Below are 24996 nucleotides of genomic sequence, written 5' to 3' on the forward strand. Positions count from 1 at the left end.
TAGAAGCGCTTAGTTACCATAAGTAATCAGAGATTGGTCGTTTCAAACGGATAAATAGTGCAAATTTCAAACACCTAATGACCCATTGCACAATTCAAATTGCTTTATTTCTATGCGTCTTATGTTCCTATATTCTTATGTTTGCACGTGCTCTATTAAGATTACTACTGGGCACTCTGTTTGAATTGTCTTGGTGTCATTCCTGACCAAGCCTTAAACCGAGTGCTAAAGTTAGCGGCATTGGGATATCCAACTATCTCGCCAATGTGTTGAATCGACCAATCACTCGACCTGAGCAGCCTTGCAGCGTATTCCATTCTCATACGCATAATATGAGTCATCGGGCTATGAGAGTAATAACGTTGGCACAAACGATGGAAGTGCGGCTCTGAACAAGGAAATAGGTTTGCTAGCTCATGCACATTCCACTCTTTATGAAGCTGCTTTTGAACACTGTCGAACACACGTCTCAAGCGAATCAAATTTCGAGACTGTTGCTGCGGGACTGGTGCATTAATCATGAACTCTATTTGGGCTACGCTGTGAATGGCAATCGCTCCGCCTAAATCAATGGGCAAGGCAATACTTCTCAGCAAGGTATGAATACAAGACGAGACGACTTCGGCTGCAGGAGAGAGCGTATAACTCACTTCATCATTGACGACATTATCCCAATGCTTATCAGGCGATAGAAAGATCCACGCTATCTGCCATGTTTCTTCTTCAATCCCAAAGCCATTCTCAACGCCTGCAGGCACAGTAATTCACGACCCCGGCTCTAGAATATAGCGACACGCCCCACTTTCTAACCACCCTTTGCCCCTAACCGTGTAAAGCAGCATGTGTTTCTGTGGATTCTTCCGATGGACAGAAAAGAAATCTCGGCACGACGCCGTCCCACACTGAACGATACCCAATTCTTCGAATGCCAATACATGGCTTTGATCGACAAACTCTTGGTGTGTCTGATCAGAGATCTCGTACCGTTCGTGTTTCTCACTCATTTCACTGGTCGCTCATTAGGTTTGCCTGCAATTAAATCGCCACTTTAGTCATTCGATAGTTTTGGAATAGATGATTTTGAAAACAGATCGTTTTGACAAATAGACAGCTTTTGAAAATAGATAGTTTGGCAAAAGTTTGTGATGAACCTGAACAATACAGCCTAAACAAATGCCGATAAACTTCTCGCATATTAACCACAGGGGAAATGCGATGCGCTCGACATATCTTCATCTAGACAAAGATTTTTGGCAAAAGCTTTTACACATCGGTTTGCCTGTATCGCTACAAACCATGTTGTTTTCATTACTCGGCGTGGTCGATATTTTTATGGTTAACCAACTGGGTGACTCTGCAACTGCGGCGGTTGGTGTGGGTAACCGCATATTTTTCTTCAACTTGATCATGGTATCCGGGATTAGCGGCGCTGTCAGTGTGCTAGCTTCGCAATATTTCGGTGCGGGAGATTTCAACGGAATTAGACGCACATTAGCACAGTCATGGGCATTGTCTGTCTTTACCATCATCCCCTTTGTGTTGATTTATACATTGGCTCCTGAATCAGTCGTGTCTGTGGTGGCCTCAGACCCTGATTACGTCCGCTTGGCAACGGATTACCTTTGGATAACAGGAGCCAGCCTTTTTGGTACCGCGATCGTAGTGCCCTTAGAAAGCGCACTGCGATCGGTCGGCGAAGCCAAGCTACCCACCAAGATCAGTATTTGGGCAATCATCGTTAATGCGATTCTCAATGCATTGCTGATCTTTGGTTTGTTTGGATTTCCAGAACTGGGCGTAGTTGGTGCGGCTATTGGCACCACGGTGTCTCGATTCTTTCAGACGATAGCGCTGCTTATCATGGCGAAGAAACACTACGCGCATCTATTCCCGACATTAAGTAATTGGCGAGAAGCGATATTACCGAAGCATAGAAAGAAGTACTTCACGATAGCAATACCTATGTTGGTTCATGACACAGCATGGGCGGGCGGGATTCTTATTTATAACGTGATAGTTGGGCAAATGGGTGTTGGAGAGCTTGCGATCATTTCGCTGTTATCGCCAGTAGAAAGTATCTTGATCTCGGCGTTCATGGGGTTTGCGGTCGCCGCTTCGATCATTCTAGGCAACGAGATCGGCGCGAAGAACTATCAACGTGTTGAGAACACCGCATGGGGTTATGTATTGGTCAGCTGTGGGCTTGCGGCTATATTAGCCTTGGTGTGTTGGTTTGCTAAACCCGCGATCGTATACATGATCGGCCTTACTCACTTAGAGCTTAAAGACACGGCCGTTAACGTCACCTTAGTCATGGCACTCGGCATGATACTAAGAGTCTTCAATATGGTTGGTATTGGTGGCGTGCTGAAAAGTGGTGGAGACATCAACTACAGTATATTCATCGACTTGTTTGGCCAATGGGCAATCGGTATCCCCCTTGCCTACTTTACTGCGCTGGTGTTGGGTTGGCCGCTAGAATGGGTTTTGATGATTGTACTGCTGGAAGAGCTCGCCAAAATAATTCTGACCAGTCATAGGATTCAATCCAAGAAATGGATAAACAACCTAATCGACGAGCCTGAGCACATTCCTATTTAAGCAAGCGCCAAACCGACACTGACGTGCAGGCGATAGAATCAAAAGAACTCACACCCAAGGGCTGATTTGTAGCATTGCGCTAACGATGATGTCCTTTTTCCTGTTTCTATTCCTTTTACAAGAGTCCTGAATTAGAACAAGCTTATAAGTCGGTAAATCGATGGATGATTTGGTTTGAACTACCACGCCAATCCAACATTGGATCCGCTTTATCTTGTTCAAAACGACCATCAATCAAAGTATCTACGTATTCAAGTACTTGCTTTTGCTTTTCATCAAGCTCATCGAGCTCGTAACCCGTCCACATCCAGATGTCTTTGCCTTCACATTCTGCTTTTACGCGTTGAACAAGCTTAAGCACTTCAGATACGTTTGCAGGATGCAAAGGATCACCACCAGAAAGTGACAAGCCACGACGCTTAATTCGCGGATCATTGAGATCAGCGATAATGTGGTCTTGCAGTTCTTGAGTAAACAAATGCCCAGAGTCCAACCTTTGCGTCGATTGGTTATAACACCCGCGACACTGGTGTACACAACCCGACACAAACAAAGTGCAGCGTGTTCCAGGGCCATTTACAACGTCGATTGGGTGATATTGGTGATAATTCATAAGGCAGTATTGAGAACTCGTGATGGCTTAATGGTTTAACTCGAAAAGTAGCGAGAGTTGAAACAAATGAATTGGTATCGACATAGCGCCGATACCAATCATATTTCTTGAAACGTAGCTCTTCTAAGTAAGCTAGCTAATAATCTTAGAGCTTACTAAAGATGCTTCACTCGGCGTTTAACTTCTTCTTGCTTACCGAAGTTAAATGGTCGTGCATCTGGACTACCAAGGTAACCACAAACACGGCGTGTTACCGATACTTTGGTTGAGTCGTGGTTGCCACACTTAGGACACGTAAAGCCCTTGCTTGTACAGTCAAACTCACCGTTGTAACCACATTCGTAACACTCATCAATTGGTGTATTCGTGCCGTAGTAAGGTACGCGTGTGTAGCTGTAATCCCATACGTTTTCTAGTGCTTCGATGTTCTTCTGCATGTTCGGGAATTCACCGTAACAAATGAAACCACCGCTAGAGATTTCTGGATAAGGCATCTCAAAATCGATCTTGTCGTATGGGTTCACTTTCTTCTGCACATCTAGGTGGAAGCTGTTGGTGTAGTAACCACGGTCTGTTACACCATCAATCACACCAAATTCTTTAGTGTCGATGCTGCAGAAACGGCTACATAGGTTTTCACTTGGTGTGCCGTATAGGCTGAATGCGTAACCTGTCTCTTTCGTCCAAGATTCCACTTCACGCTTCATGTATTCCACCAGCTCAAGCGCTTTAGCACGCATTTCACCGTCGTCGTACAAGTGAACGTCTGTGCCGTAAAGCGCAGTCATTGCTTCGTGGATACCGATGTAACCAAGAGAAACAGACGCGCGGCCGTTCTTGAAGATATCGGCAATAGAGTCGTCTGCTTTCAAGCGAACGCCACATGCACCTTCCATGTATAGGATTGGAGCAACACGTGCTTTCACGTTTTCTAGACGAGAAATACGAGTTTCTAATGCACGACGAGCCAGCTTGAGTTTATCATCAAGCAGTTCGTAGAACTTAGCCATATCTTGTTTTGCGTTAATCGCAATACGTGGCAAGTTCAAGCTAACAACACCTAAGTTGTTACGGCCTTCGTGAATCAACTCACCATTTTCTTCGTAAGTATTCAAGAAGCTACGACAACCCATAGGAGTTTTAAATGACCCTGTCACTTCTACTACTTTGTCGTAGTTAAGAATGTCTGGGTACATACGCTTAGACGCACACTCTAGCGCTAATTGCTTGATGTCGTAGTTTGGATCTTGCTTCTGGTGGTTCAAACCATCTTTGATCGCAAATACCAGTTTAGGGAACACGGCTGTTTTACGGTTCTTACCCAAACCTGCAATGCGGTTTTTCAAGATTGATTGCTGAATCAATTTCGAGCCCCAGCTTTCACCTAAACCAAAACCAAACGTCACGAATGGTGTTTGACCATTAGCGGTGTGCAGCGTGTTTACTTCGTACTCCAGAGATTGGAACGCGTCGTAACACTCTTTCTCTGTGCGAGAGATAGCAAAAGCTTCTGGGCTATGAATGTCCCACTCTTTCGCTAGCGATAAGTGCTTCTCGTAGCTCGCCATAACGTAAGGTTCAAGAACCTCATCGATGCGGTTAATCGTTGTGCCGCCGTAGATGTGACTCGCCACTTGCGCGATGATCTGCGCGGTTACCGCTGTCGCCGTAGAAATAGACTTAGGTGTGTCGATTTCCGCGTTACCCATCTTGAAGCCATGCGTTAACATGCCTTTCAGATCGATAAGCATGCAGTTAAACATTGGGAAGAACGGTGCGTAGTCTAGATCGTGGTAGTGAATATCACCACATTCGTGAGCATGTACGATATCACGTGGCAAAATGTGAGTTTTCGCATAGTGTTTAGCCACGATACCCGCCAGCAGGTCACGCTGAGTTGGGATTACTTTACCATCTTTGTTCGCGTTTTCATTGATTAGATCAACGTTACTTTCTTCGATCAAACCTTCGATCTCACGAGTTAAAGCGCTTTGCTTCTCACGGGCGATGTCGCGGTCATGACGATATTCAATGTAGGCACGAGCCAGAGACTTGTATGGTCCCTGCATTAGCTCGTTCTCGACCATGGTTTGAATTTCAGAGATATGAACTTCATCGTAGTCTTCGAGCTTCAACTCAACTGCTAATGCCACATTCAGTGCATAAATAGCAATTTCCTTATCGGCTTTGTCTGATGCTGCTTCCACTGCAGCTTGGATGCGATCTCTACTGAATGGAGCTCTTGAGCCATCACGCTTGATTACGATTGATTTCACCACTTCTCCTTACTCTTGAGGTATTCACAGACTTATCCACAAACACACTATATAGAGCGATTTATCGTTTAACTAACACTAGATATTGTGGCGTATTTAACGAGAACCACCAACTTTGAGTATTGATTTGGATCAATAAAAAGAGAACGCTGACTAAGATCAATTCAATATTATTACGCTAGTTCTCAAGTCGAAAAGAAACAATGTAACAATAAAAAAACTCCTAAAAAGAGTTGAATTTTTGGTAAGTGTTGTAGGATAACGGCTCATCAATATTGGCAGACAAAATTAGGGATATTTGGCATGAAACGACTTCAAAACTGGATAATGTTAGGCTGCTTACTCAGTAGCCAGACATTTGCTGAACCTTTGACCATATCCAGTTGGAATATCGAATGGTTATCAACCAACGAGGCTGTGAATAAGTTTTCTGACAAACGTGATCAAGCTGATTTCGACAAACTCGCAACTTATTTTCAATCCTTAGACGCAGACGTGGTTGCGTTTCAAGAAGTCGATAACGTAAATGCCATTCAGCGTGTGGCTGGTGATCAATACAAGATATTGATGTCTGACCGGGCGCTATCTAAGAACAGCAACCGCCAATTTAAAGAAGTGAACCAATACACGGGATTTGCAGTTCGTAAAGGAGTAGCCCTCACCGACTACGCTGACTTTCCGCTTGAAACCACATCCAACAGTAAACTTAGGTTTGCCAGCTATATCGTTGTAGAAACAAACTTTAAACCCATTCACATGTTGTCTGTGCATTTAAAGGCAGGTTGTAGCGGAGCGTATAAGTCCAACCGCGATTGCTCTCGTTTAAAAGAGCAAGCTCAGCAACTGAACAAGTGGATAAAGCAAAGAGAGCGCAATAACGAAGACTACGCCATTCTTGGCGACTTTAACCATAACCTCGCTTACTCACGAGATTGGATGTGGAAAGAGTTATCACAATATACTGATGCGCAGTTAGCGACACGAAAGACCCGTGCAGATTGTAAGGTACGCTCTAACCGCAACAATTATCGCACACATCAGTTCCGCTCTGTTATTGATCATATTGTGGTGAGTGAGTCGCTAAATGCTTCTCCTGCAAAGCAGAAGGTATTTGAAACACAAGATGTTCTGGACTACAAACTCAGCGACCACTGTCCAGTTTCAACGACTATTAAATAGTAGATTTTAGATAACAGCAGATTGTAGATAACTGAAAATAATAGAAACAGTAAATATAGAAAGAGGCTGACTGACTTTCGTGCTGAAAGCGAGTCAACCTCTATGCTTGGTCAGCTCAGAACGGATAACGTCAAAGCCAATGTAATCAGCTATAAGCTTGCTACTAACACGTTTTGTTCATACGATCCGCCAGCCACATTCCCACCAGCATGCTTATCATAAACACCCACACCGTCGGGTTGCCGCCACTTAGGCTGGTTACCGCAGGGCCTGGGCAAAAGCCTGCAATCCCCCAGCCTAAGCCAAACGCTGTAGATCCAAGAATCAGCTTTCTGTCTATCAACGGATTGTTACGGCTATCTAACGGCTCGCCATTGATGGCTTTAGCGCGCTTTTTAATGACCAGATGATAAAACGGTGCAAAGACCAATAGCGCGCCACCCATGACGAATGCCAAACTAATGTCCCAGTTACCGGTAATGTCTAAGAAGCCGAGTACCTTCTCAGGATCAACCATCCCTGAGATGATCATGCCAGAGCCAAAAAGAATACCTGCGACCAAACCGATAACGATAGTAAATGAAGCGTTTTTCATTATGCCCCCAAGCCAGTCAGATTCTTGATAAACACGGTTACGATTGCCACACCCATAAATACACAGGTCGCAACAATAGAACGTTTAGATAAACGCGCCATTCCGACAATGCCATGCCCGCTAGTACAACCGTTCGCTGTTTTAGTACCAAAGCCCACCAGAAGGCCAGCAATAATCACTAAAGCGAGATTCATCTCTTCTAACTGCGGAAGTTGGTAGCCCGTCGGAATTAATAGCCAACCACTTGCGACCATTCCCACAACAAAGGCGATACGCCAGTGTTTTTCGGTGTTTGCTGTATCCGCATCTTTACGTTCTTTGTTGCTGGTGCCAGTTGGCAATAATCGGCTGACAATGCCACTAATGCCAGCAACTCGACCAATCCCCAACATTAAAACAATGGCCGACACGCCTAACAACATGCCGCCGAAAAAAGCATCCCAAGGAATCAAACTAAGCACAAACCTCTCCTATCCACAAACATCATAAACTCATAACAACCTATAAATTAGAGTTTACTAATAAATATAAATTAGTCAATGCTAATGTACTGCGAGTATGTGTCGTTTTGTAAGTCTGGAATTAACAAGCGCCCTGCATGAAAAAAGCCCCTAGGCGTTAACCTAAGGGCTTAAGATTTATTCTGTCTTTGGTAAAGAACAGCTATTTGACCTTGTTCTTCTCAGCAATCCATTGCGACATGTACTTAGTGCTCGCCATACTATGGTGCTTAAGCATTGAACCAAAGAAATTATTCAGTCGATGCGCATCAAGCTCAGAACCTAGCGCAGTCAGTCGCTCGATCAATTTGTCGCCCAGTTGATTCTGTTCATAGTGCGCTTCAAGAATTGAATGACATTGGCTTTGAGCTTTAAGCCATTTCTTTTCATCTTTATAAAGAGCGACAGCTTGTTCAACAAACTCATCAATATCATCTGACACTGCGCCCGGCCATTGCAGTTCACCTTGCGGTAGCATGCCTTCACTGCCGATCTCGCTGGTTACATTCGGAGTTTGCAGCTTCATCGCATCAAGTAACTTGCCTTTAATGCCAGCGCCAAAACGTAATGGCGCAACACAAACACGTGCATCTTCCATCACTTCTTGAGCGTCTTTCGCCCAACCTTTGATATGGAAGCCAGTTTTAGGGTTATGCAAAGCGGTTGCTTTTGGCGGCGGATACGATCCATAAATATGAAGTTCAGTGTCAGGTAACTGTTTACGAATCTTCGGCCAAATCTTCTGTAGCTGAAGTACGGCATCCCAGTTCGGTGCGTGTCTAAAGTTGCCTATCGTCATGAAATGCTTACGTTCTTCAAAGCTTTTCGTGCTTTCAGGAAGCGTATTAAGATCAACCATGAACGGCAGATGATGAAGCAGTTTGGGATCGATATTGAACTCAGATTGAAGCAGTTCCATCTCGTAACTTGAAATGATCAACGAAAGATCACAGCGCAAAATCGCGGCAATTTCACGTTTAGCCAAGTCACTGTACAAGTGTGCTTTGGTCAGATCTGTTTCTTTCTTAACCGCTTCGTGTCGAGCATTACGCAGAAACTGTAAGTCTTCCGTATCCAGTAGCTTAAAGGCATTGGGACATACCTTCTCGACGCGCCAGCCGAATTGCTCTTCCATCATAAAGCGGTCAAACATGACAACATCAGGTTGCAGCTCTTCAATGTAATCGTCAAAGCTATCGCAATTTAACTGTATAGATTGGCTTGTGATGCCCTCTTCAGAGAGATCAATCATGTGCTCGGTTTCTTGAGCGGGTGTTGCAAATTCAACTGACCAACCTTGTCTCTTAAATAGACGTAAAAGAGACATCATATGGCTGCCAGCCGCCGATGAATTCGGTTCTGGCCAAACGTAGCCAATTGCTAAAACTTTCTTCAAAATACTTCCTAAGAAATAACAAAAGGGCCACAGAAGCCCCTAATAAAACGTTAATCGAGTTATGCCGCTGATAATAATGGTTCTAAGAACTCAGCGATCAGATTCGTTCACCTACATTGCGAGCTATCATAAGCACTTCATCGGCTGAGTAAAAGTTTGAAATCGTGGTTTCGACTTGAGCGCCCAATGTCGACTGATAGAGCTTTTGTGCAAAGTTATCTGCTCTGGTGGTCACTAATACATGTTTTAGTGTCGAGCCCTGCTCTGATAGCTTCTGCTTCACTTGAGGCAAAGAGTCTAGAATCAGCTTTTTGCCCAATCCTTGCCCCTGAGCACTCGGTAACACAGCAAGTTGTTCTAGCTCCAAAACAGCTTCAGGCCTAAACCCACTCTTTTGAACCCAAATAATGTAGCCGACAATCTCGCCATCGCTTTCAGCAACAAAGTTAAGAAAGCGTGGCGCAGCATTTAAGTTACATTGTAACCAATTTTTTGAGTTTTGCTGTCGAACAAAAGTAGCTTGGTGAACTAAAGCCGCTCCATCGAGGTCGGCTTCTGTCATAAAACGAACTTGGGCCATGCTGCTACTCATTCTCAGAATTAGGACGCGTTTTACAGTGTAAAATGGCTCTCTCTAGAAGTTCTAATGCCGAGCTATCTGCTTCTGGAAGCTTAGCGTCCGATTGACCTAACGGCTCAACACGGCTACCCCACTTAATATGGCCTGCCCCCCAAGTTAAACCGGCACCGAATGCCGCCACAAGAATGTTTGAGTTAGGTTTAACAAAGCCTTGCTCTAACGATTCACACAATGCAATCGGCACAGTCGCAGCCGATGTGTTGCCGTAGTTTTGAATGTTCACAAACGCTTTCTCACGTTCAATGCCCGCCATATCACACAGAGTTTGAATAATTCGGATGTTCGCTTGGTGCGGAATCACAACATCGATGTTTTCAGTTGAGATGCCAGTGCGACTCAATACTGTATGTGCTGCAGCGCCCATTCCTTTCACTGCACGCTTGAAGATCTCTTTACCAACGAAATCAAAATCCCAGTAACCGTTATCAGCAGCAAAGCGGTCCATAGACGTACCGAATTTTGGTACTGCTAGAATGTCACGGCCCTCTGCGTCACAACCGATTTGAGCTTCTTGTAAACCCACTTGTTCTTCAGTACGCGATAAAACCACAGCGCCAGCGCCATCACCGAATAGAACCGCAGTATCACGCTTGGTCCAGTCGATGAAGAATGAAAGACGCTCTGCACCCACAACGATCGCATTGCGGTAGTTGCCCGCTTGAATCAATCGAGTTGCTGTTTCAACACCGTAGATAAAGCCTGTACACGCTGCATTAAGGTCAAAAGCTGCTGCGCTCTTGATGCCTAAGTTCTGTTGAACTTTAGACGCGGTATTTGGAATAAGAGAGTCTGGACTGCACGTCGCTACGATCACAAGATCGATATCTTCGGCTGTTAAACCAGCACACGCCATTGCATGTTGAGCAGCAACGGTCGCTAGCTCAGAGGTATTTACATGACTGATACGACGATTTTCGATACCAGTTCGAGTACGAATCCACTCGTCAGACGTATCAATGAAAGTGCTTAAATCATCATTGGATAGCACGGCTGGTGGCAGACACTTTCCCCAGCCCGTAATTTCAGCGTAAAATTTTGTCATCATTTACCTGTTTATTGTTTGTTTTTATTTGAGTATCTTATTCTTGTTTAAACAGTATAAGCGTTCCGTACATGATTCGTAAATCGCGTTAGGCACGGAGACGCAATAAAAAGAGAAAGTTATGTCTACATTCAACACACGTTGCCCTTCTTGCGGTGGCGTAAACCGAGTTCCTTCAGAAAGAATTTCAGAAAGCCCTACTTGTGGTAAGTGCAAAAACACACTTCTAGACGGTGCACCAATCGAAGGTACGTCACTGAATTTCCAATCAATTTTGAACAGTTCACAGCCTGTCGTTGTCGATTTTTGGGCGACATGGTGCAACCCATGTGTAGGTTTCGCACCTGTGTTCAGCGATGTCGCTAAAGAGCGCGCTGGCGATGTTCGATTTGTTAAAATTGATACCGAAGCTCAACAGCAACTGGCGGCTATGTATCAAATCAGAAGCATCCCAACGGTGATGGTGTTCAAGAACGGTCAACGTGTTGATACGATTAACGGTGCACTGCCAAAAGGTCAATTTGATCAGTGGCTTAATCAAGCACTAACTAAGTAATACTATTGGTTAAGCTATTGATTTAGCATTACTTAATTCTAAGTAAGCACACAAAAATAGGTTAGAGAGTCTTACCAAATCAAGACTATCTAACCTACTGTTTTATTTATGGTTATCACTTAACTTCTTGAATAAAACTACAGCTTCGCCTTTCGCTTGAATATTAGATTCTTGCTTGCCAAACCCGTATTGCTGTTTGATTTGATCTGCGACTTTCTCAGCAATCATAATGGTTGGTGCATTGGTGTTTGCCCCAATCAGTGTCGGCATCACAGAAGCATCAATGACTCTCAAATTATCCAATCCATAAACTTTGAGATCTTTATCTACCACAGCTAAAGAATCGCTACTAGGTCCCATTTTACAGGTCCCGATCGGGTGATACTGAGTGTCTGCACGATTGCGAATATCTTGCTCGATAGCCTTGTCATCACTGGCGTCCACAGGGTAGAAAGCATTGCCTCGGATATCATCAAACGCGGAACTCTCTAACATTTGATACTGCTTCTTCCAGCCCTTAATCATGATCTCCATGTCTTCAGGATGACTGAAAAACGCAGGATCGATCTTAGGCGGATCATAGGGATCATTACTATTGAGCGTTACGGTTCCGTAGCTCTTCGGTCGCAATAAGGTGACATGAGAGGTAAAGCCATGACTGGTATGAATTTTTCTAGCATGGTCATCTACAACAGCGACCACAAATACAAACTCTAAATCCGGTACAGCGATATGATCTTCGGAACAGAGAAAGCCTATTCCCTCTGCAAAATTACTGCTCATTTTACCGCAGCGTTCTTTGTGCCATAGTGGTAAGGCTTTGGTCATTTCAGAGGCCATTTGCAGCGAGATACCAAAAGTTTCACGCTTTTCACTGCATTTATACGAATGTACTAAGTCGATATGATCTTGAAGGTTCTTGCCCACTCCAGGTAATTCATGAACCTGTTCGATTCCATGTGTCTCTAGTTCAGTTTGAGCACCGACACCAGACAGTAACAGCAATTGGGGAGAACCAAACGCGCCAGCGGAAAGAATCACTTCTTTGTTGCATCGTATCTGATAACGCTTTCCGCTAGAACCATATTCAACACCAATCGCCTTCTTGCCTTCAAACAAAACCTTATGTGTGGTGGCTTTAGTCACGACCGTGAGATTTGATCGTGAAAGGTTTGGCGTTAAGTAAGCCTTGGCAGCACTGCATCGTTCACCATTCAGCTGTGTTACCTGCGTCGGCATCGCCCCAAACTGAGCAGCGCCGTTAATATCCTCATTGCGAGGTACACCTATCGATTCACACGCCGTTAAATAACGTTCCAACATAGGGCTTGGCGATCTAAGATTGGCCACATTAAGAGGACCACCTTGGCCATGGAACTCATCTTGGTGGACTTCGTTGTTTTCTGCTTTCTTAAAGTAAGGCAAACAGGATTCATAGTTCCAGCCAGCATTGCCCAGCCTTTCCCATCTATCGTAGTCATAGCGATGTCCACGAGCGTACATCATGGCATTGATAGAGCTAGAACCACCAAGTGTCTTACCTCTAGGCTGATAGCCTTTACGACCGTTCAAACCCGGCTGTTCAACCGTTTCGAATGCCCAATTATTGAGTTTGGTTGGCATCATCGCCACCACGCCAACGGGTGTGTGAATGAATGGGCTGGTGTCTTTACCACCCGCTTCTAACAAGCAAACCGTCACATCAGGATCTTCCGACAGCCGAGAAGCCATCACACACCCAGCTGAACCACCGCCAACAATAATAAAATCATAACTATCCATTTGCCATCTCCGCTATTTCTAGTGGGTGTAACTCACGCTTCAAGATTTTTCCGGTTGCTGTCATGGGTAAGGCTTTACGAATGAATACCTTACGCGGGTATTTGTAGTCGGCGAGTTGCTCACGACACCATGCTATCAAGGCGGCACTATCACATTGCGTATGTTCGTGAAGAACCACATGCGCGTGGATCTCCTCGCCTAAATGTTCATGATGCTCGCCTACCACCGCGACCATTTCGACATCGGGGTGACACATCAACACTTCTTCGACTTCACGTGGATAAACGTTGTACCCACCACGAATAATCATGTCTTTAACACGGTCAACAATGAACAAATTGCCATGCTCATCGACGCGACCGATATCTCCCGTTAAGAACCAACCATCACGAATAGATTCAGCTGTCGCCTCTGGCCTTTGATAATAGCCTTTCATCACACTTGGGCTTTTAATGCAGACTTCGCCGAGTTCACCCATAGCGACAGAGTTGCCTTGTATATCAGTAATCTTGATGAGGTGGCCACATAAAGGCTGACCGACACTACCCGATAAACGATCGCCATCAATATGATTAAAGGTCGCAACCGGCGCCGTTTCCGAGAGCCCATAACCTTCTAAGACTGGTAATTCAAAACGAGATTCAAACTGCCGTATGACCTCAAGCGGCATAGAAGCACCGCCAGAAACACCTAACCTCAAGCTGTGTTTAACCTGTTCAGAGCGCTCTAATGACTCTTCTCCGGCTCTAAGAAGCCCAATGTACATGGTAGGAACGCCAGCAAAGACACTGACTTTATGGCTAATGATCTGTTCAATAACCAGTGATGGTTCAAAACGAGGAATCAACACCATGGTGGAGCCCGTTAACACACTCGCGTTCATCATCACTGTTTGGCCGAAACTGTGGAACAAAGGAAGCGTGGCCATTGTCGTGTCACTGTATTCCAATCTCATTAAATACTGAGATGCCATCGCATTGGTTTGCATGTTGGTGTGAGAAAGCTCTGCGCCTTTTGGCTGACCTGTTGTGCCAGAGGTATAGAGGATTACTGCGGTATCATCGCCATGACAAGCCACAGACTCAAAAGGAGTAAAAGGTTGTGCCAACCAATCAGCGATTGATTCATGCTCCTCATTACTTTCTAAAGTAGTGTCTGTGTTTGTTGGGATAGGCATCTCGACAAAGTGTTCACAGTGGTTTGCCTGCTCAAAACCTTGTAAACCATAGCGACCAATTGGAAGCTCTTCACTGCCGTCAAAACATAAATAGGCCTTCGCGTTAGAGTCATTAAGGTGATAAGCGATCTCTCTGGCCTTGAATAGCACGTTCAAAGGCACGACTACACAACCCGCTTTTAGAATCCCGTAATAGGCTATCGGAAAGTAAGTCACGTTCGGGCATGACAACGCTACCTTATCTCCGTTCTGCAATCCAAGTCTTTTCAAGTTAGCAGCCACGTTTCCAGAAAGTTGTTCTAACTGAGAAAAACTGATTTCATCCGATCCCATACGCAGAGCGGCTTTAGTTGGAAAAAGCGAAGCGCTACGCTCCAAATTAACAGCAAGATTGTGCATCCATGATCTCCTTGTGCGGCTTAGACCTGTTTGTGACGGTCACCGTAGACGTTCTAATCGTTGTAATAAGTCTCTTTCTTGTCATCACGAGCCTGCACATTGGTGTGTCATGTAGATAAGAGTCGTTATTGAGCAAAATGTTTGAGACGCTCCAATGTGCAGCCCAATAAATTACAACATTTCGATAACATTTCGAACAGGTTTCAAAAAGACAAAAACCGGTGATATTCGGACACAGCCTGCGCTAGCCCAATAAAACCTTGCACACATAAACCAAAATTTGGAACAAGCTTGCGAAAGTGAGAACAAGCAACAGGCGTAAATGTTAAAAGTTCGGTTAAGATATCGATATTCAACAAGAGGCAGCTTATGGAATACACCGCAGTTTACGAACCCGACATGCAAGCATTCGGCATTCTGGATCTTCAGTTGCTGCATCGTTACCTGTCGCCTGTTCTCAGTATCGAAGAGTTGCTCGAAGGCAGTAACATCGATGCTCTCCAACTCAACACACCCGATACACACATCACTTTGGCGCAAAAGCTTGCTGTGTTCAGTAATGCGTTAGCGAATTCCAACGAAGACGGATTGGGGCTTAAAGTTGGCCAACAAGCGAGGTTCAGCGATTTCGGCGTGCTCGGTTATGCGGTGTTTAGCAGCGAAACACTACTCGATGCCTTTTTAATCGGGTTTAAGTATCTGCAACTTGCTGGCCCTGTCCTCAGGAAAACCATGTCTGTAGAAGACAACATTGGTTACTTTCGCGCAGAGCAACTTATCGAACTCGATTCTTTACTGCCCTTTTGTTGTGAATACTGGTTCGCAGCGATACACAGTTTGTGCGAAGAGGTCTTACAGCAGCCCTTTCCTTCTCAAGTGATCCGCTTCCCCTATCCAAAACCTGAATACGGCGATCTATACACAGAGATTTTCCGCTGCCCGGTTGAATTCAATAGTGACCGGCTTGAATGGGAGTTCGACGCAACCACCTTGTATTCATCTCTTCCTACCGCCAACCCCATCACTTTACAGATGTGCTTAAAATCGTGTGATGACATGTTGGCAAAAGTCAGTGCACCCAGTAGCCTCAAAGAGAAAGTCTCTCAGATGCTGATTGAAAGGCCAGGATGTTACCCTTCTATAGAATCCATTTCTTCAGAACTGGGCATGTCTTCTCGAACTCTGCGTCGTCACCTGAAAGCAGCGGATACGAGCTATCAGAAGATACTGGACCATGTTCGCTTTCACCTTTCCCGGCACTACCTTTCTTCAACTCGAATGAGTATTGAAGAGATATCTGAACGAGTTGGCTTTTCTGATAGCGCTAACTTTCGTCATGCCTTTCGTAAGTGGAGTGGTAACTCGCCACGTCAATACCGTAAAGAAACTGTCTAACACTTAAAATCCCACTCAATCCAAATCATAAAAAGACAATCACGCTGCAATCTTTTTCTAAATTAAACCACCAATGAACAACGGCTTAACGACTTTTTGCCCGCATAAAATCTCGCCAAACCACCAAATATCGCAACCGTATTTTAGTTTAGTTGGTCGATAAATTTCCTTTATCTTAACGACCATTTTTATTTGTTTTACCCAATTCAGTTTCTCCCCCATAGTCGCGGAAAATTCATCGTTTCTTTTACTATCAGAGGCTCCTGCATTGGACAACATCCAACCAACAACTCGCATAACTGTTCCTGTTATTGCATTGTCTTTTTACGCGATCGCTTCAGGCTACTTAATGAGTTCATTACCATTAATGCTGTCTGAGTATGGCTTAGACAAAGATCTATCGAGTTGGTTGGCGAGTGCATTCTATGCAGGTCTACTGGCTGGTACATTATTGATTGAACGTGCCATTGCGCGTGTTGGCCACAAAGATGCGTTCGTCATCGCATTGAGTGTGTTCATCGCAACGATCCTTGTATTGCCATTGATCCCACACCAAGCAGTATGGCTACTAGCTCGCTTTGTGGCTGGTGTGGCGGTTGCAGGTATCTTCGTGATTGTAGAGTCTTGGCTAATGAGCGGCGACGAGTCACAACGCGCAAAACGTCTCGCTATCTACATGTGTTCACTGTACGGCGGTTCTGCAGTTGGTCAGCTTGGTATCGGTTACCTAGGTATTACTGGTGGCGTACCTTTCATCGCAATGTTCACCCTTCTGTTTGGTGCGATCATTGTGCTGATGTACGGACAAGCAACTCCACCACAGATCCACGATGCGCAATCTTTGTCTTTAAAGCAGATCAGCAAATTAAGCCACAGCGCGCTAATTGGCTGCATTGTTTCCGGATTAACGCTAGGTGCGATTTACGGCTTGATGCCAGTTGAACTTGCTCAACGTAACATTGCACACGAAGACATTGGTGGTTTGATGGCTTTGGTTATCATGGGTGGTATGGCTGTACAGCCGATGGTGACTTGGTTATCTCACCACGTAGGACAAGTGTTATTAATGGCTTTGTTCTGCCTGCTAGGGGTTGCAAGCATTGGTGTGCTGACTATCAATCACGATTTCTACGTACTAGGCATGAGCTTGTTCGTATTAGGCATGGCCACATTTGCGCTATACCCAATCGCGATTAACTTAGGTTGCCGTAACCTTGACCCAAGCTACTTGGTGTCAGTGACTCAAATCATGCTACTTTGCTACAGCATCGGTTCTGTTGCGGGACCAATCGTTGCAGACAGCTTTATGGATTCACAAGCAGGATTGTTCACTTACCTATTCGCGTCTCTACTTGCTACAACGATCTACATGTTGATTGCTAGCCTAAAGCGCTCTCACCTACAGATTGCAGGCGAGTAAGCTTAAATAGACAGACACTAGATGCGTGTCATTAGGGCTCCGAGTTCAGACTTTATGTCTAAGCGAAGGGCCCTTTTCAACTCATGCCTATATGTAACCTTCTTCTCCCACACTTCTCATTTCATCGTGCAAGGCTAACCAAGAAGTCGATGGCTCTTTCGATATTGACTGGGTGACAAACCGAAATGCTTTTTGAAACGATGCGAAAAGTTATAAGGATCTTTGTAGCCTAAGCGATTAGCAATCATAGAAACTGACCAATCTTGATATTTCAGTAGACTGGTGGCTTTGTCCATACGTAATTGAATCAATTTACTGCGTGGTGAGAGGTTGAATAGCGTCTTGGTGACTCTATTGAGTTGCTCTTCACTGATGAACACTCTTTCAGCCATCCCTGCCACTGTCCATGGCTGATGCAGACTACTTTCAATTTCGTTATAGAGCGCTTGAACACGTGCAGTGGTGCTGGTCGACTTAGGCTCAAACCCCGTCAATGTTCGGATAATTTCACTCAAGAGTAACTTACGGTAACTGGCTCTACCGCCTATCTCAAAGTAAACCAAGTTCATTAATGACCAGATCTGCTCACACTCTCCAAAAGGCACAATCCCCTGTCCTAAACTTGCTATGTGCTGCCATTGCTTGGTGTCAGGCGTCAGCATCCACGCCATTTTCCAATAATTATATTGAGGATCGAGTTCAAAACGAAATGGGGTTTCAGCAGGAAGCACCACGAGTGTATAAGGTGTAATCGCTTGGACCGATGTTGCGGTTGTTAGAATGCCGCCACCTTCCATAGTGAAAATCAACGTATGAACATTAACGGATTCGCGCTCAACCCAGTAGCCATCATATAGCTTCGCCATGCCGCCCATATAGACACCAAAGCTTTTCATCTCTGGAATATCTTCAACGGTCAAAAAACGTTCTTTGCACTGTTCAGCGAGAAAAACATCATCATGCCAAGTTGATTTTGGTCTCATTGAATCAATGACGGATTCGCACAGGTTTTGTTGTTTTTTAAACATGTTGTTACTTCGCTCAAATCACTATAGTTCTGCCATAAATCGGAGAGCTTATGACAACTAACATCAACCCTAACTCATCTATGAATAACAAGCCAGAGAGCATCTTACCTCGTATCGTTAAACTGGGTTTACCTGTTGCTTTACAAAGTGCGCTTGTCGCTATTCTTGCCCTTGCTGACGTATTAATGGTCAGTGATTATGGTATGGAAGCAGCTGCGGCTGTGGGAATTGCATCAAAATGGCACTTCGTTGCTATTATGATTATGGCAGGGTTGGCCTCAGCAAACGGAACATTAGTCGCTCAATACTGGGGAAAGAACGACCGAAAAAGCGCGCGAACGGTATCATCTATCGCAATGGTGTTTGGCTTAAAAGTTCTGCTGCCTGTTACTGCAATCATCACTCTTGGTTCTCAGTTTTTAATGATGTTGCAGACCAGCGATCAAACCGTGATTGAACTTGGCGCGACTTACCTGTGGTATGGATTCCCTGTCCTTCTTCTGACTCACATTGTGGTCGTGGTAGAAGCAAGCATGCGCTCATCAGGTGACACCGTAACACCACTATTGCTTGGTGCGGTCACGATTGCCCTCAACATCGCACTTAACTTCGTACTCATTAAAGGTGCCTTCGGTATTCCAGCGATGGGCGTTGCAGGTGCGGCATTGGCAACCACTTTAGCGCGCTTGATTCAAGTGGGTTTGATGTATGGCTATATGCGCATGCGTAAACACTGGTTGTTAACCACGCCTAGCTCACCACATCGTCCGTCATTATGGCTATCTTACCGTCGTATTGCTTTGCCACTAACGATGAATGCCGTGTTATGGGCAATGGGTACTATGGCATACCAAATGATCTTCGGTCACATGGGCACAACGGAACTTGCTGTGTTCTCTATGCTCGCGCCTTTTGAGTCGCTGTGTTACTCGATATTCTTTGGTATTTCTGTAGCGTGTTCCGTGTTGGTTGGTCACTCACTCGGTCGTGATGAGTTTGATGACGCTATGAGTATGGGTCTGACGTTCATCAAAGCCGTGGTTGGTTTTGGTGCGGTTGTAGGCTTGCTATTGTTTATGGGTAAAGAGCACGTTCTGTCATGGCTAAACCTGACCAAAGACGCTTTATACCCGCTTGCTTCACCTGCGATGATGATCATGTGCTTTGCGGTCGTGATTCGCATGCTCAACATGGTGATCATTAACGGTATTATTCGTGCTGGTGGTGATAATGCGTTCTGCCTTCGCATGGATTTCATCGCGATGTGGATGGTGGGCATTCCTGTATGTGTTTACGGCGCGTTTGTCGCTGAATGGGACTTTAAATACATCTATGGTCTAATGTTGGTAGAAGAAGTCGTGAAATTGACCATCTGTTCACACCGTTACTTGAGCCGACGCTGGATCAACAACCTAACGGTGACCTACGAAGAGCCTCAAGCGGCGTAAGTTTCAGTTACCTGGCTATATTCAAACTTAGATAAAACGTATCTACATAAAAAAGGTCTGAGAAATCAGACCTTTTGCATTTCTTTAGAAATTACTTTAAAGCGCCACTTACTTCTTGTTCATTCGGATATGGCGGTTCGACACATTCGGCAACGGCTTTTCAGGCACTTTCCGTTTCTCATGAATCAGATGTCGAATCGCTAATATCGGATGCTTAAGTAGCATTCTTGGCCCGGCATAGCGCATCACCAATCGCATTTGCTCTTTCGGGTCTGGTTTATAGCAATGAATCGGACACTTATTACAGGTCGGTTTTGCTTCGCCATAAGGACATCTATCCAGTCGTGTTTCGGCGTAACGCAACAGTTGCTCACACTCCTCACATAACGCGTTATTCTGACGAACTTCACCGTGGTGATCTTTGCAATAGATGTGCACCATCGCAATAACGGTTTTGTACTCCGTTGCGAGCTCACCTTGTAGAATATTGTTATGTTGGAACATGTTTTAATTACCTAATGAGAAACCGTACAGGTTGAGATTAACGCTTTCGCTTATCACATCTTCAACTCGCTCGAACACAAAGCCTAACTTAGTCAGTAGTGTGATACTTCGAATGTTATCAGAGGTAGTGATGGCAACTAAATGATCGATATCAGCATTCTGCTTAGCTTGTTCAATTATCGCCTCCGCGGCTTCTTGGGCAAAGCCTTGACCATAAAACTCAGGAGCAAACCCGTAGCCAATATCATGCGACGCTAAGGTGTCTCTTTTTATTAATCCGCAGATACCAATTGGCGTTGAAGTTTCTTTGATTTCAACCATCAACAAACAGACACCCTTCTCTTCATGCATCTTAAGAATGTTGTTTTCAATGTACTCGACAGCCTTTTCAGTGTTGTTGATTTCCTTATCACCAATGTAACGCAGGAAATCTTCTGAGCTGTATAGTCGTTGAATAAACGCCGCATCTTGAGGTGTGATCATTCTTAATCTTAAACGTTCGGTCTCGACTGACTGCATAGTGATATTTTCCTTGCTGAATACCATGTAAATATTGAGTTCTAGAGCTAAAATGATTATCCTCCTCCGCCTAAACTAAATACAAGGCTATGCAGCAATGAACCGTAAGAAAAAAATCAATCAAATTCTAAAAAAGAAGCAGAAACAGGCGAATTCTAAACTGCATAGTAGCAACAAGCCTCGCTACATCTCTAAAGCTGACCGTGCAAAAATGGAAGCTGAAGAACAAGCGAAAGCAGCTCAAGAGCAAGCTGAAGGTTCAGTAGAAGCAACTGTTGAAGCTGAAGAGACAAAAGCTGCAGAGTAAGTTTATACTCGCAGTCCTCTTGTCTGACACTCTTTTCAGAGCCAACAGACAAGAACAAAAAAGCAGCCTCAAATTGGGCTGCTTTTTTGATCCTACCATTTTTAATCGCGCTGGTTAGCCTTTGAATGGCTGCACTTCCCAACGGGCAAACGGTGCTTTTGCGTTGATTCCCGCTCTGCCCCAACGATCAACAGAATCCACTACCAAGATACGCTCATTCGGTACCAATGATTTAATCAAGTTGCTTGGCTTTTTCGCTGTAACTAACCATAGAGCATCATCTTCCGAAAACATCTCTTTAAGCTTGGCTTTGTCCTGCTCTGTCCATTCCAGTTCAGCTTTGAACATGCGTTCTTCAACAAACAGTTGGCTGCCAGAGGCGAAATCTTCCAAGCTTTCTGAAAGCAACAATACTGAATCTACGTCATTGTCGAGCAATACTGCTTGCTGCTTGTTGATCAGTTCACGAACATCCAACATCACACGTTGTAAGTTGCTATCAATCGTTTCAGCTTGCGCAGGCCACAACAACTTAAAGTCGTCAGCCACAATCGCCGCCATACGTGTTAAGTTGGTCGGGTTTAACCATGCGTATTTAGACACATCACCATTCGACAATGTAAGCGCAGCAACGCCTTGTGCACGCGGTGTAATCGCTTGAGCGGCATCAACCTCAACTAAACGGATATTACTTTGTCTTGCGTATACAAACGTAGGGTCGGCTTGCCAGATCGATGACAACGTTACCGCAACGGTCGCCTTTTCACCCGATTGAAGCACTTTACTCGCACCCTTGGTACCAAACCAATTCGGCAGACGGTCAATACCGTAGCGCTTAGGTGGTAGATATTCGGTCGTAATGTCCGTGCCTTTGGTTAGCTCTGTCGCCAATGCATAAGTCACAGGTGTACTGGTTAGGATGTCTTCTGCATTCACGTTCAGTGACATCACAGAACCAGCCATTAATACACTACCAAGTACACTCACTTGAGCCGTTGCTTTTACTGAGCTAGCGATACGATTCATTAAACAAGTCATGATTACGCCTTTCTTACAATTCGGTATAGCGTTGCTGCTAGGAAAAACGTTGCAGAAACGATGATGATTGAAGCGCCCGAAGGTACTGGTAGTTTCAATTCCATAGGTAAGACGGTTCCAACTAAACACGCGACTGTTGCCAGTAATGCCGACAGCAATACAAAGCTGCCCATGCGTTTAGTTAGCAAGCGAGCTGTCGCACCTGGGATCAGCAATAATGCACCAACCAGAACAGCACCTACGATCTTCACCGCTGCAATCGTCACTAAGGTGATCATCATGACAAACAAGTAGTCGTAGAAACTGGTGTTATAACCACGAACCTTGGCAATATCAGGGCTGATACAGGTTAGAAGAATACGGTTGAACGTCGGTATCAAGAGCAAAATAATGATCGCGCAGCTGCCTGCGAGAATCGCTAAGTCTTGGTCTGTTACCGTCAAAATCGAACCAAATAGTACGTTCTCAAGCATGTGGATGTTGATCTTACGCGCCACGTACATCAGCAATGCCGCACCCACTGCCAGTGCTAAAGCAAGGAAAACGCCAACTAAAGTATCGTATGGCACATTGGTTCTGTTTCTTACAAAGTGAAGAAGCAGCGCGAAGATCATACAGAAGCTAAACAGACCAATAATTGGGTTTTCTGGTGGCTCGCCAAGCAACACACCTATAGCGATACCGGTTAATGCCGCGTGGCCTACCGCTTCAGAGAAGAAAGCCAAACGCTTAGCAATCACCAAAGTACCCAGGCCACCTAGTAACGGGCCCAGTAACAATGCAGCAACCAGTGCATTGACCATGAACGCATACATGAAGCTGTCAGATAACCAACCCGCTTCAACACCACTTACGGCAAGTTGTCGTAGCCAATCCATTACGCAACCTCCTTCGGTTTGTTCATCGCAGCACCACTGCTGTAATGCTGGAATAAGCTTTCAATCTTACTTGGATGTAGTACCTGTTCGTGTGGACCACTATCAACCAAGAATCGATTCACAACATGTACATTGGCTTCAAGGCGACGTACTGCAGTTACATCATGATGAACGGCAAGAATGGTGCGACCTTCATCAACGCATTCACGAATTAGAGATTCAAGATAACGAACGCCCTGCTCGTCCATACCTGTGGTCGGCTCGTCTAAAACCAATAAACTTGGGTTATCCAATAAGGCTTGAGCAAACAATACACGTTGTTGCTCACCACCCGACAACTGTCCCATACGGCGGTCGCTACGAGTCGCCATACCCACACGATCCAATTGCGCGAGTGCGAGATCCAATTGCTTAGACTTACGACGCCAAAATAGTGGAATTCGAGTTTGGTTAAGCAACACGAAATCCATGACCGTCAGAGGTAAGCTCGATTCGAAGGTCGCTTTTTGAGGAACATAACCAATACTTGGCTTTTCTGGCCAATGAATATTGATTTGCCCAGAGAAAGGCGTCAAACCAAGAACAGAGCGCAGCAAAGAGGTTTTACCTCCGCCGTTTGGCCCCATGATCACATGGCACTCACCTGCTTTAAGTTCTAATGAGATATCGTCAAGAATGACGTTATTGTCGTATTGCAAACCAAGTTGATTTATTGAAATTGAAGGACCTAGCATTATGCGTTCCCGCTTTTTGCTTGGTTCGCCGCCGCAAATTTCATTGCTTCGATTAACGTTTGTAGGTTCTTCTTCATTTCAACTGCGACTTTGTCGTCTTCATATTCGCCGTGCGTCATGTGAGAGAAACGGTAAAGCTGAACGCCCGTTTCCGCTTCAATGGTGTCAACAAAACGGTTTGGCATGTTGAGCTCATAGAACAGAACATCAATACCCGATGCGCGGATCTTTTCGATCGTTTCTTGCAGTTGGCTAGCACTTGGTTCAACACCGTGTGCTGGCTCAATCACCGCCGCCACATCTACACCAAACTCTTGCAGAATGTACCCATACGCATTGTGCGTGGTCGCCACCTTCATACCTGAAGTATCTAACTCACCTAATGACAACATCGCATCGCGCTTCATAAAGCGAAATTGCTTTGCGTATTTACGTGCATTCTTACGATAAAAAGCCGCGTTGTCAGGGTCGAGCTTAGAGACCTCACTCGCGATGGTGTAAACCTTTTGAATTGTTGTCGAAAGCCCAACAAAGGTATGTGGGTTAACGGCACCTTGACCAACAGACTGACCAAGAGCAGGAAGTAGAGGCACTTCTTTGTTCGCTTCGATCACCACTAAGTCATCACGTTGCGCAGCTGAGATTACTTTAAGTGCGAAGTCGTCATGGCCAATACCGTTTACCACGATAGCGTCCATCTGGCTCAATCGCTTCAAGTCGTTCGGTTGTGGCAAGTAGTTATGCGGATTAAAGCCAGCATCAACCAAAGGAAGGATGTTCACTTTGTCACCCACCACGGCTTTTACGTAGCTGTAGTAAGGCTGAAGGGTTATGCCAATCGTCAGCTTATCGCTGTCGATTTTGTATTCTTTTGCCAATGCATTGGGTGTCATTAACACCGCCAATAACGACATCAATAGAGTCATAATTCGCATAGTAATTCTCTTATTATTAGTGAGCATTTTTATA

Annotated in this window: 24 protein-coding genes and 1 pseudogene; 7 read left to right on the top strand and 18 right to left on the bottom strand. The window is 44.9% G+C overall.

All coding sequences use genetic code 11. The features are described 5' to 3' along the window. Positions 1 to 164: 164 nt before the first annotated feature. Positions 165 to 1004: pseudogene (locus AB4307_RS08010) on the bottom strand (AraC family transcriptional regulator). Between the two features lie 169 nt (positions 1005 to 1173). Between AB4307_RS08010 and AB4307_RS08015 the strand changes: the two are divergent. Further along, positions 1174 to 2601: an MATE family efflux transporter gene (locus AB4307_RS08015; protein WP_372131571.1), complete on the top strand. Its 1428-nt coding sequence runs from the start codon at positions 1174 to 1176 to the stop codon at positions 2599 to 2601. Positions 2602 to 2743: 142 nt separating this feature from the next. Here AB4307_RS08015 and nrdG read toward each other — a convergent pair whose 3' ends face one another. Further along, on the bottom strand, positions 2744 to 3214 hold the full coding sequence (nrdG, locus tag AB4307_RS08020) for an anaerobic ribonucleoside-triphosphate reductase-activating protein (protein ID WP_017058260.1): 471 nt from the start codon (positions 3212 to 3214) through the stop codon (positions 2744 to 2746). Between the two features lie 155 nt (positions 3215 to 3369). Continuing rightward, positions 3370 to 5490, bottom strand: coding sequence for an anaerobic ribonucleoside-triphosphate reductase (nrdD, locus tag AB4307_RS08025; RefSeq protein WP_017064570.1), 2121 nt, complete (start codon positions 5488 to 5490; stop codon positions 3370 to 3372). Positions 5491 to 5793: 303 nt separating this feature from the next. Between nrdD and AB4307_RS08030 the strand changes: the two genes are divergently transcribed. Beyond that, entirely contained in the window at positions 5794 to 6669 is an 876-nt protein-coding gene (locus AB4307_RS08030; RefSeq protein WP_017064569.1) for an endonuclease/exonuclease/phosphatase family protein, read from the top strand. Between the two features lie 163 nt (positions 6670 to 6832). Here the strand turns inward: AB4307_RS08030 and AB4307_RS08035 are convergent, their stop codons facing one another. The 5 genes from AB4307_RS08035 to AB4307_RS08055 all read right to left on the bottom strand — a co-directional run bounded on the left by AB4307_RS08035 (position 6833) and on the right by AB4307_RS08055 (position 10842). Further along, positions 6833 to 7264 (bottom strand): YeeE/YedE family protein, encoded by a 432-nt coding sequence (locus tag AB4307_RS08035; RefSeq protein WP_016787649.1) that lies wholly within the window; start codon positions 7262 to 7264, stop codon positions 6833 to 6835. Further along, positions 7264 to 7725 (bottom strand): YeeE/YedE family protein, encoded by a 462-nt coding sequence (locus tag AB4307_RS08040; RefSeq protein ID WP_010429747.1) that lies wholly within the window; start codon positions 7723 to 7725, stop codon positions 7264 to 7266. The genes AB4307_RS08035 and AB4307_RS08040 overlap by 1 nt, the downstream gene beginning before the upstream one ends. A gap of 202 nt (positions 7726 to 7927) precedes the next feature. Continuing rightward, positions 7928 to 9160, bottom strand: coding sequence for a glycosyltransferase (locus AB4307_RS08045; protein WP_372111464.1), 1233 nt, complete (start codon positions 9158 to 9160; stop codon positions 7928 to 7930). A gap of 97 nt (positions 9161 to 9257) precedes the next feature. Then, complete coding sequence (locus AB4307_RS08050; RefSeq protein WP_029235379.1) at positions 9258 to 9722, bottom strand: GNAT family N-acetyltransferase; 465 nt, start codon at positions 9720 to 9722, stop codon at positions 9258 to 9260. Positions 9723 to 9744: 22 nt separating this feature from the next. After that, positions 9745 to 10842 carry a ketoacyl-ACP synthase III gene (locus tag AB4307_RS08055; RefSeq protein ID WP_102333615.1) on the bottom strand — a complete coding sequence of 366 codons (1098 nt, stop codon included), beginning with the start codon at positions 10840 to 10842 and terminating at the stop codon, positions 9745 to 9747. Positions 10843 to 10963: 121 nt separating this feature from the next. On the opposite strand from AB4307_RS08055, the gene trxC reads away from it, so the two are divergent. Continuing rightward, entirely contained in the window at positions 10964 to 11398 is a 435-nt protein-coding gene (trxC, locus tag AB4307_RS08060; RefSeq protein ID WP_372131573.1) for a thioredoxin TrxC, read from the top strand. Between the two features lie 102 nt (positions 11399 to 11500). Here the strand turns inward: trxC and AB4307_RS08065 are convergent, their stop codons facing one another. Both AB4307_RS08065 and AB4307_RS08070 read right to left on the bottom strand, forming a co-directional pair. After that, a complete protein-coding gene (locus tag AB4307_RS08065) occupies positions 11501 to 13180 on the bottom strand; it encodes a GMC family oxidoreductase (protein WP_372131575.1) in 1680 nt (559 codons plus the stop codon). Next, entirely contained in the window at positions 13173 to 14756 is a 1584-nt protein-coding gene (locus tag AB4307_RS08070) for a long-chain-fatty-acid--CoA ligase (protein ID WP_372131577.1), read from the bottom strand. Before AB4307_RS08070 ends, AB4307_RS08065 begins: the two co-directional genes overlap by 8 nt. A 369-nt stretch (positions 14757 to 15125) precedes the next feature. Here AB4307_RS08070 and AB4307_RS08075 point away from each other — a divergent pair, with 369 nt between their 5' ends. Next, entirely contained in the window at positions 15126 to 16151 is a 1026-nt protein-coding gene (locus AB4307_RS08075) for an AraC family transcriptional regulator (RefSeq protein ID WP_017069105.1), read from the top strand. Positions 16152 to 16208: 57 nt separating this feature from the next. On the opposite strand, the gene AB4307_RS08080 is transcribed toward AB4307_RS08075, so the two are convergent. Next, positions 16209 to 16448, bottom strand: coding sequence for a hypothetical protein (locus AB4307_RS08080; RefSeq protein WP_017060129.1), 240 nt, complete (start codon positions 16446 to 16448; stop codon positions 16209 to 16211). Between AB4307_RS08080 and AB4307_RS08085 the strand changes: the two genes are divergently transcribed. Beyond that, on the top strand, positions 16420 to 17571 hold the full coding sequence (locus tag AB4307_RS08085; RefSeq protein ID WP_029235229.1) for an MFS transporter: 1152 nt from the start codon (positions 16420 to 16422) through the stop codon (positions 17569 to 17571). The genes AB4307_RS08080 and AB4307_RS08085 overlap by 29 nt on opposite strands. 134 nt (positions 17572 to 17705) lie before the next feature. On the opposite strand, the gene AB4307_RS08090 is transcribed toward AB4307_RS08085, so the two are convergent. Beyond that, positions 17706 to 18599 carry an AraC family transcriptional regulator gene (locus AB4307_RS08090; protein WP_017060977.1) on the bottom strand — a complete coding sequence of 298 codons (894 nt, stop codon included), beginning with the start codon at positions 18597 to 18599 and terminating at the stop codon, positions 17706 to 17708. Positions 18600 to 18649: 50 nt separating this feature from the next. On the opposite strand from AB4307_RS08090, the gene AB4307_RS08095 reads away from it, so the two are divergent. Then, the gene (locus AB4307_RS08095) at positions 18650 to 20047 is read left to right on the top strand and encodes an MATE family efflux transporter (RefSeq protein WP_372131578.1); all 1398 of its coding nucleotides are present in this window, start codon (positions 18650 to 18652) and stop codon (positions 20045 to 20047) included. A gap of 108 nt (positions 20048 to 20155) precedes the next feature. Here AB4307_RS08095 and AB4307_RS08100 read toward each other — a convergent pair whose 3' ends face one another. Together AB4307_RS08100 and AB4307_RS08105 are read right to left on the bottom strand one after the other, a co-directional pair. Next, a complete protein-coding gene (locus AB4307_RS08100) occupies positions 20156 to 20551 on the bottom strand; it encodes a nitrous oxide-stimulated promoter family protein (RefSeq protein WP_017060975.1) in 396 nt (131 codons plus the stop codon). 3 nt (positions 20552 to 20554) lie between these two features. Beyond that, complete coding sequence (locus tag AB4307_RS08105; protein ID WP_136978234.1) at positions 20555 to 21070, bottom strand: GNAT family N-acetyltransferase; 516 nt, start codon at positions 21068 to 21070, stop codon at positions 20555 to 20557. A gap of 97 nt (positions 21071 to 21167) precedes the next feature. Here AB4307_RS08105 and AB4307_RS08110 point away from each other — a divergent pair, with 97 nt between their 5' ends. Beyond that, a complete protein-coding gene (locus tag AB4307_RS08110) occupies positions 21168 to 21377 on the top strand; it encodes a DUF2986 domain-containing protein (protein WP_017060973.1) in 210 nt (69 codons plus the stop codon). 114 nt (positions 21378 to 21491) lie between these two features. Here the strand turns inward: AB4307_RS08110 and AB4307_RS08115 are convergent, their stop codons facing one another. The 4 genes from AB4307_RS08115 to AB4307_RS08130 are packed head-to-tail and all read right to left on the bottom strand — an operon-like array spanning position 21492 to position 24962. Beyond that, the gene (locus AB4307_RS08115) at positions 21492 to 22415 is read right to left on the bottom strand and encodes a metal ABC transporter substrate-binding protein (RefSeq protein ID WP_017062538.1); all 924 of its coding nucleotides are present in this window, start codon (positions 22413 to 22415) and stop codon (positions 21492 to 21494) included. Between the two features lie 2 nt (positions 22416 to 22417). After that, on the bottom strand, positions 22418 to 23293 hold the full coding sequence (locus AB4307_RS08120; protein WP_017067856.1) for a metal ABC transporter permease: 876 nt from the start codon (positions 23291 to 23293) through the stop codon (positions 22418 to 22420). Next, the gene (locus tag AB4307_RS08125) at positions 23293 to 24027 is read right to left on the bottom strand and encodes a metal ABC transporter ATP-binding protein (protein WP_017067855.1); all 735 of its coding nucleotides are present in this window, start codon (positions 24025 to 24027) and stop codon (positions 23293 to 23295) included. Before AB4307_RS08125 ends, AB4307_RS08120 begins: the two co-directional genes overlap by 1 nt. Next, positions 24027 to 24962 carry a metal ABC transporter solute-binding protein, Zn/Mn family gene (locus AB4307_RS08130; protein ID WP_099165166.1) on the bottom strand — a complete coding sequence of 312 codons (936 nt, stop codon included), beginning with the start codon at positions 24960 to 24962 and terminating at the stop codon, positions 24027 to 24029. Before AB4307_RS08130 ends, AB4307_RS08125 begins: the two co-directional genes overlap by 1 nt. Positions 24963 to 24996 lie beyond the last annotated feature (34 nt).

Origin of the sequence: Vibrio sp. 10N.261.52.C2 (genome assembly GCF_041471425.1) — a bacterium.
GTDB lineage: Bacteria > Pseudomonadota > Gammaproteobacteria > Enterobacterales > Vibrionaceae > Vibrio > Vibrio crassostreae_C.

Excerpts from the sequence above, each read along its gene's own strand:
- AB4307_RS08015 (WP_372131571.1), top strand. The coding sequence starts at position 1,174 with ATGCCGATAAACTTCTCGCATATTAACCACAGGGGAAATGCGATGCGC.
- AB4307_RS08065 (WP_372131575.1), bottom strand. The coding sequence starts at position 13,180 with ATGGATAGTTATGATTTTATTATTGTTGGCGGTGGTTCAGCTGGGTGT.
- AB4307_RS08030 (WP_017064569.1), top strand. The coding sequence starts at position 5,794 with ATGAAACGACTTCAAAACTGGATAATGTTAGGCTGCTTACTCAGTAGC.
- trxC (WP_372131573.1), top strand. The coding sequence starts at position 10,964 with ATGTCTACATTCAACACACGTTGCCCTTCTTGCGGTGGCGTAAACCGA.
- AB4307_RS08050 (WP_029235379.1), bottom strand. The coding sequence starts at position 9,722 with ATGACAGAAGCCGACCTCGATGGAGCGGCTTTAGTTCACCAAGCTACT.
- AB4307_RS08055 (WP_102333615.1), bottom strand. The coding sequence starts at position 10,842 with ATGACAAAATTTTACGCTGAAATTACGGGCTGGGGAAAGTGTCTGCCA.
- AB4307_RS08110 (WP_017060973.1), top strand. The coding sequence starts at position 21,168 with ATGAACCGTAAGAAAAAAATCAATCAAATTCTAAAAAAGAAGCAGAAA.
- AB4307_RS08080 (WP_017060129.1), bottom strand. The coding sequence starts at position 16,448 with ATGCGAGTTGTTGGTTGGATGTTGTCCAATGCAGGAGCCTCTGATAGT.
- AB4307_RS08100 (WP_017060975.1), bottom strand. The coding sequence starts at position 20,551 with ATGTTCCAACATAACAATATTCTACAAGGTGAGCTCGCAACGGAGTAC.
- AB4307_RS08095 (WP_372131578.1), top strand. The coding sequence starts at position 18,650 with ATGACAACTAACATCAACCCTAACTCATCTATGAATAACAAGCCAGAG.
- AB4307_RS08075 (WP_017069105.1), top strand. The coding sequence starts at position 15,126 with ATGGAATACACCGCAGTTTACGAACCCGACATGCAAGCATTCGGCATT.
- AB4307_RS08130 (WP_099165166.1), bottom strand. The coding sequence starts at position 24,962 with ATGCGAATTATGACTCTATTGATGTCGTTATTGGCGGTGTTAATGACA.
- AB4307_RS08105 (WP_136978234.1), bottom strand. The coding sequence starts at position 21,070 with ATGCAGTCAGTCGAGACCGAACGTTTAAGATTAAGAATGATCACACCT.
- AB4307_RS08090 (WP_017060977.1), bottom strand. The coding sequence starts at position 18,599 with ATGTTTAAAAAACAACAAAACCTGTGCGAATCCGTCATTGATTCAATG.
- AB4307_RS08070 (WP_372131577.1), bottom strand. The coding sequence starts at position 14,756 with ATGCACAATCTTGCTGTTAATTTGGAGCGTAGCGCTTCGCTTTTTCCA.
- AB4307_RS08035 (WP_016787649.1), bottom strand. The coding sequence starts at position 7,264 with ATGAAAAACGCTTCATTTACTATCGTTATCGGTTTGGTCGCAGGTATT.
- AB4307_RS08115 (WP_017062538.1), bottom strand. The coding sequence starts at position 22,415 with ATGACTTGTTTAATGAATCGTATCGCTAGCTCAGTAAAAGCAACGGCT.
- AB4307_RS08120 (WP_017067856.1), bottom strand. The coding sequence starts at position 23,293 with ATGGATTGGCTACGACAACTTGCCGTAAGTGGTGTTGAAGCGGGTTGG.
- nrdG (WP_017058260.1), bottom strand. The coding sequence starts at position 3,214 with ATGAATTATCACCAATATCACCCAATCGACGTTGTAAATGGCCCTGGA.
- AB4307_RS08125 (WP_017067855.1), bottom strand. The coding sequence starts at position 24,027 with ATGCTAGGTCCTTCAATTTCAATAAATCAACTTGGTTTGCAATACGAC.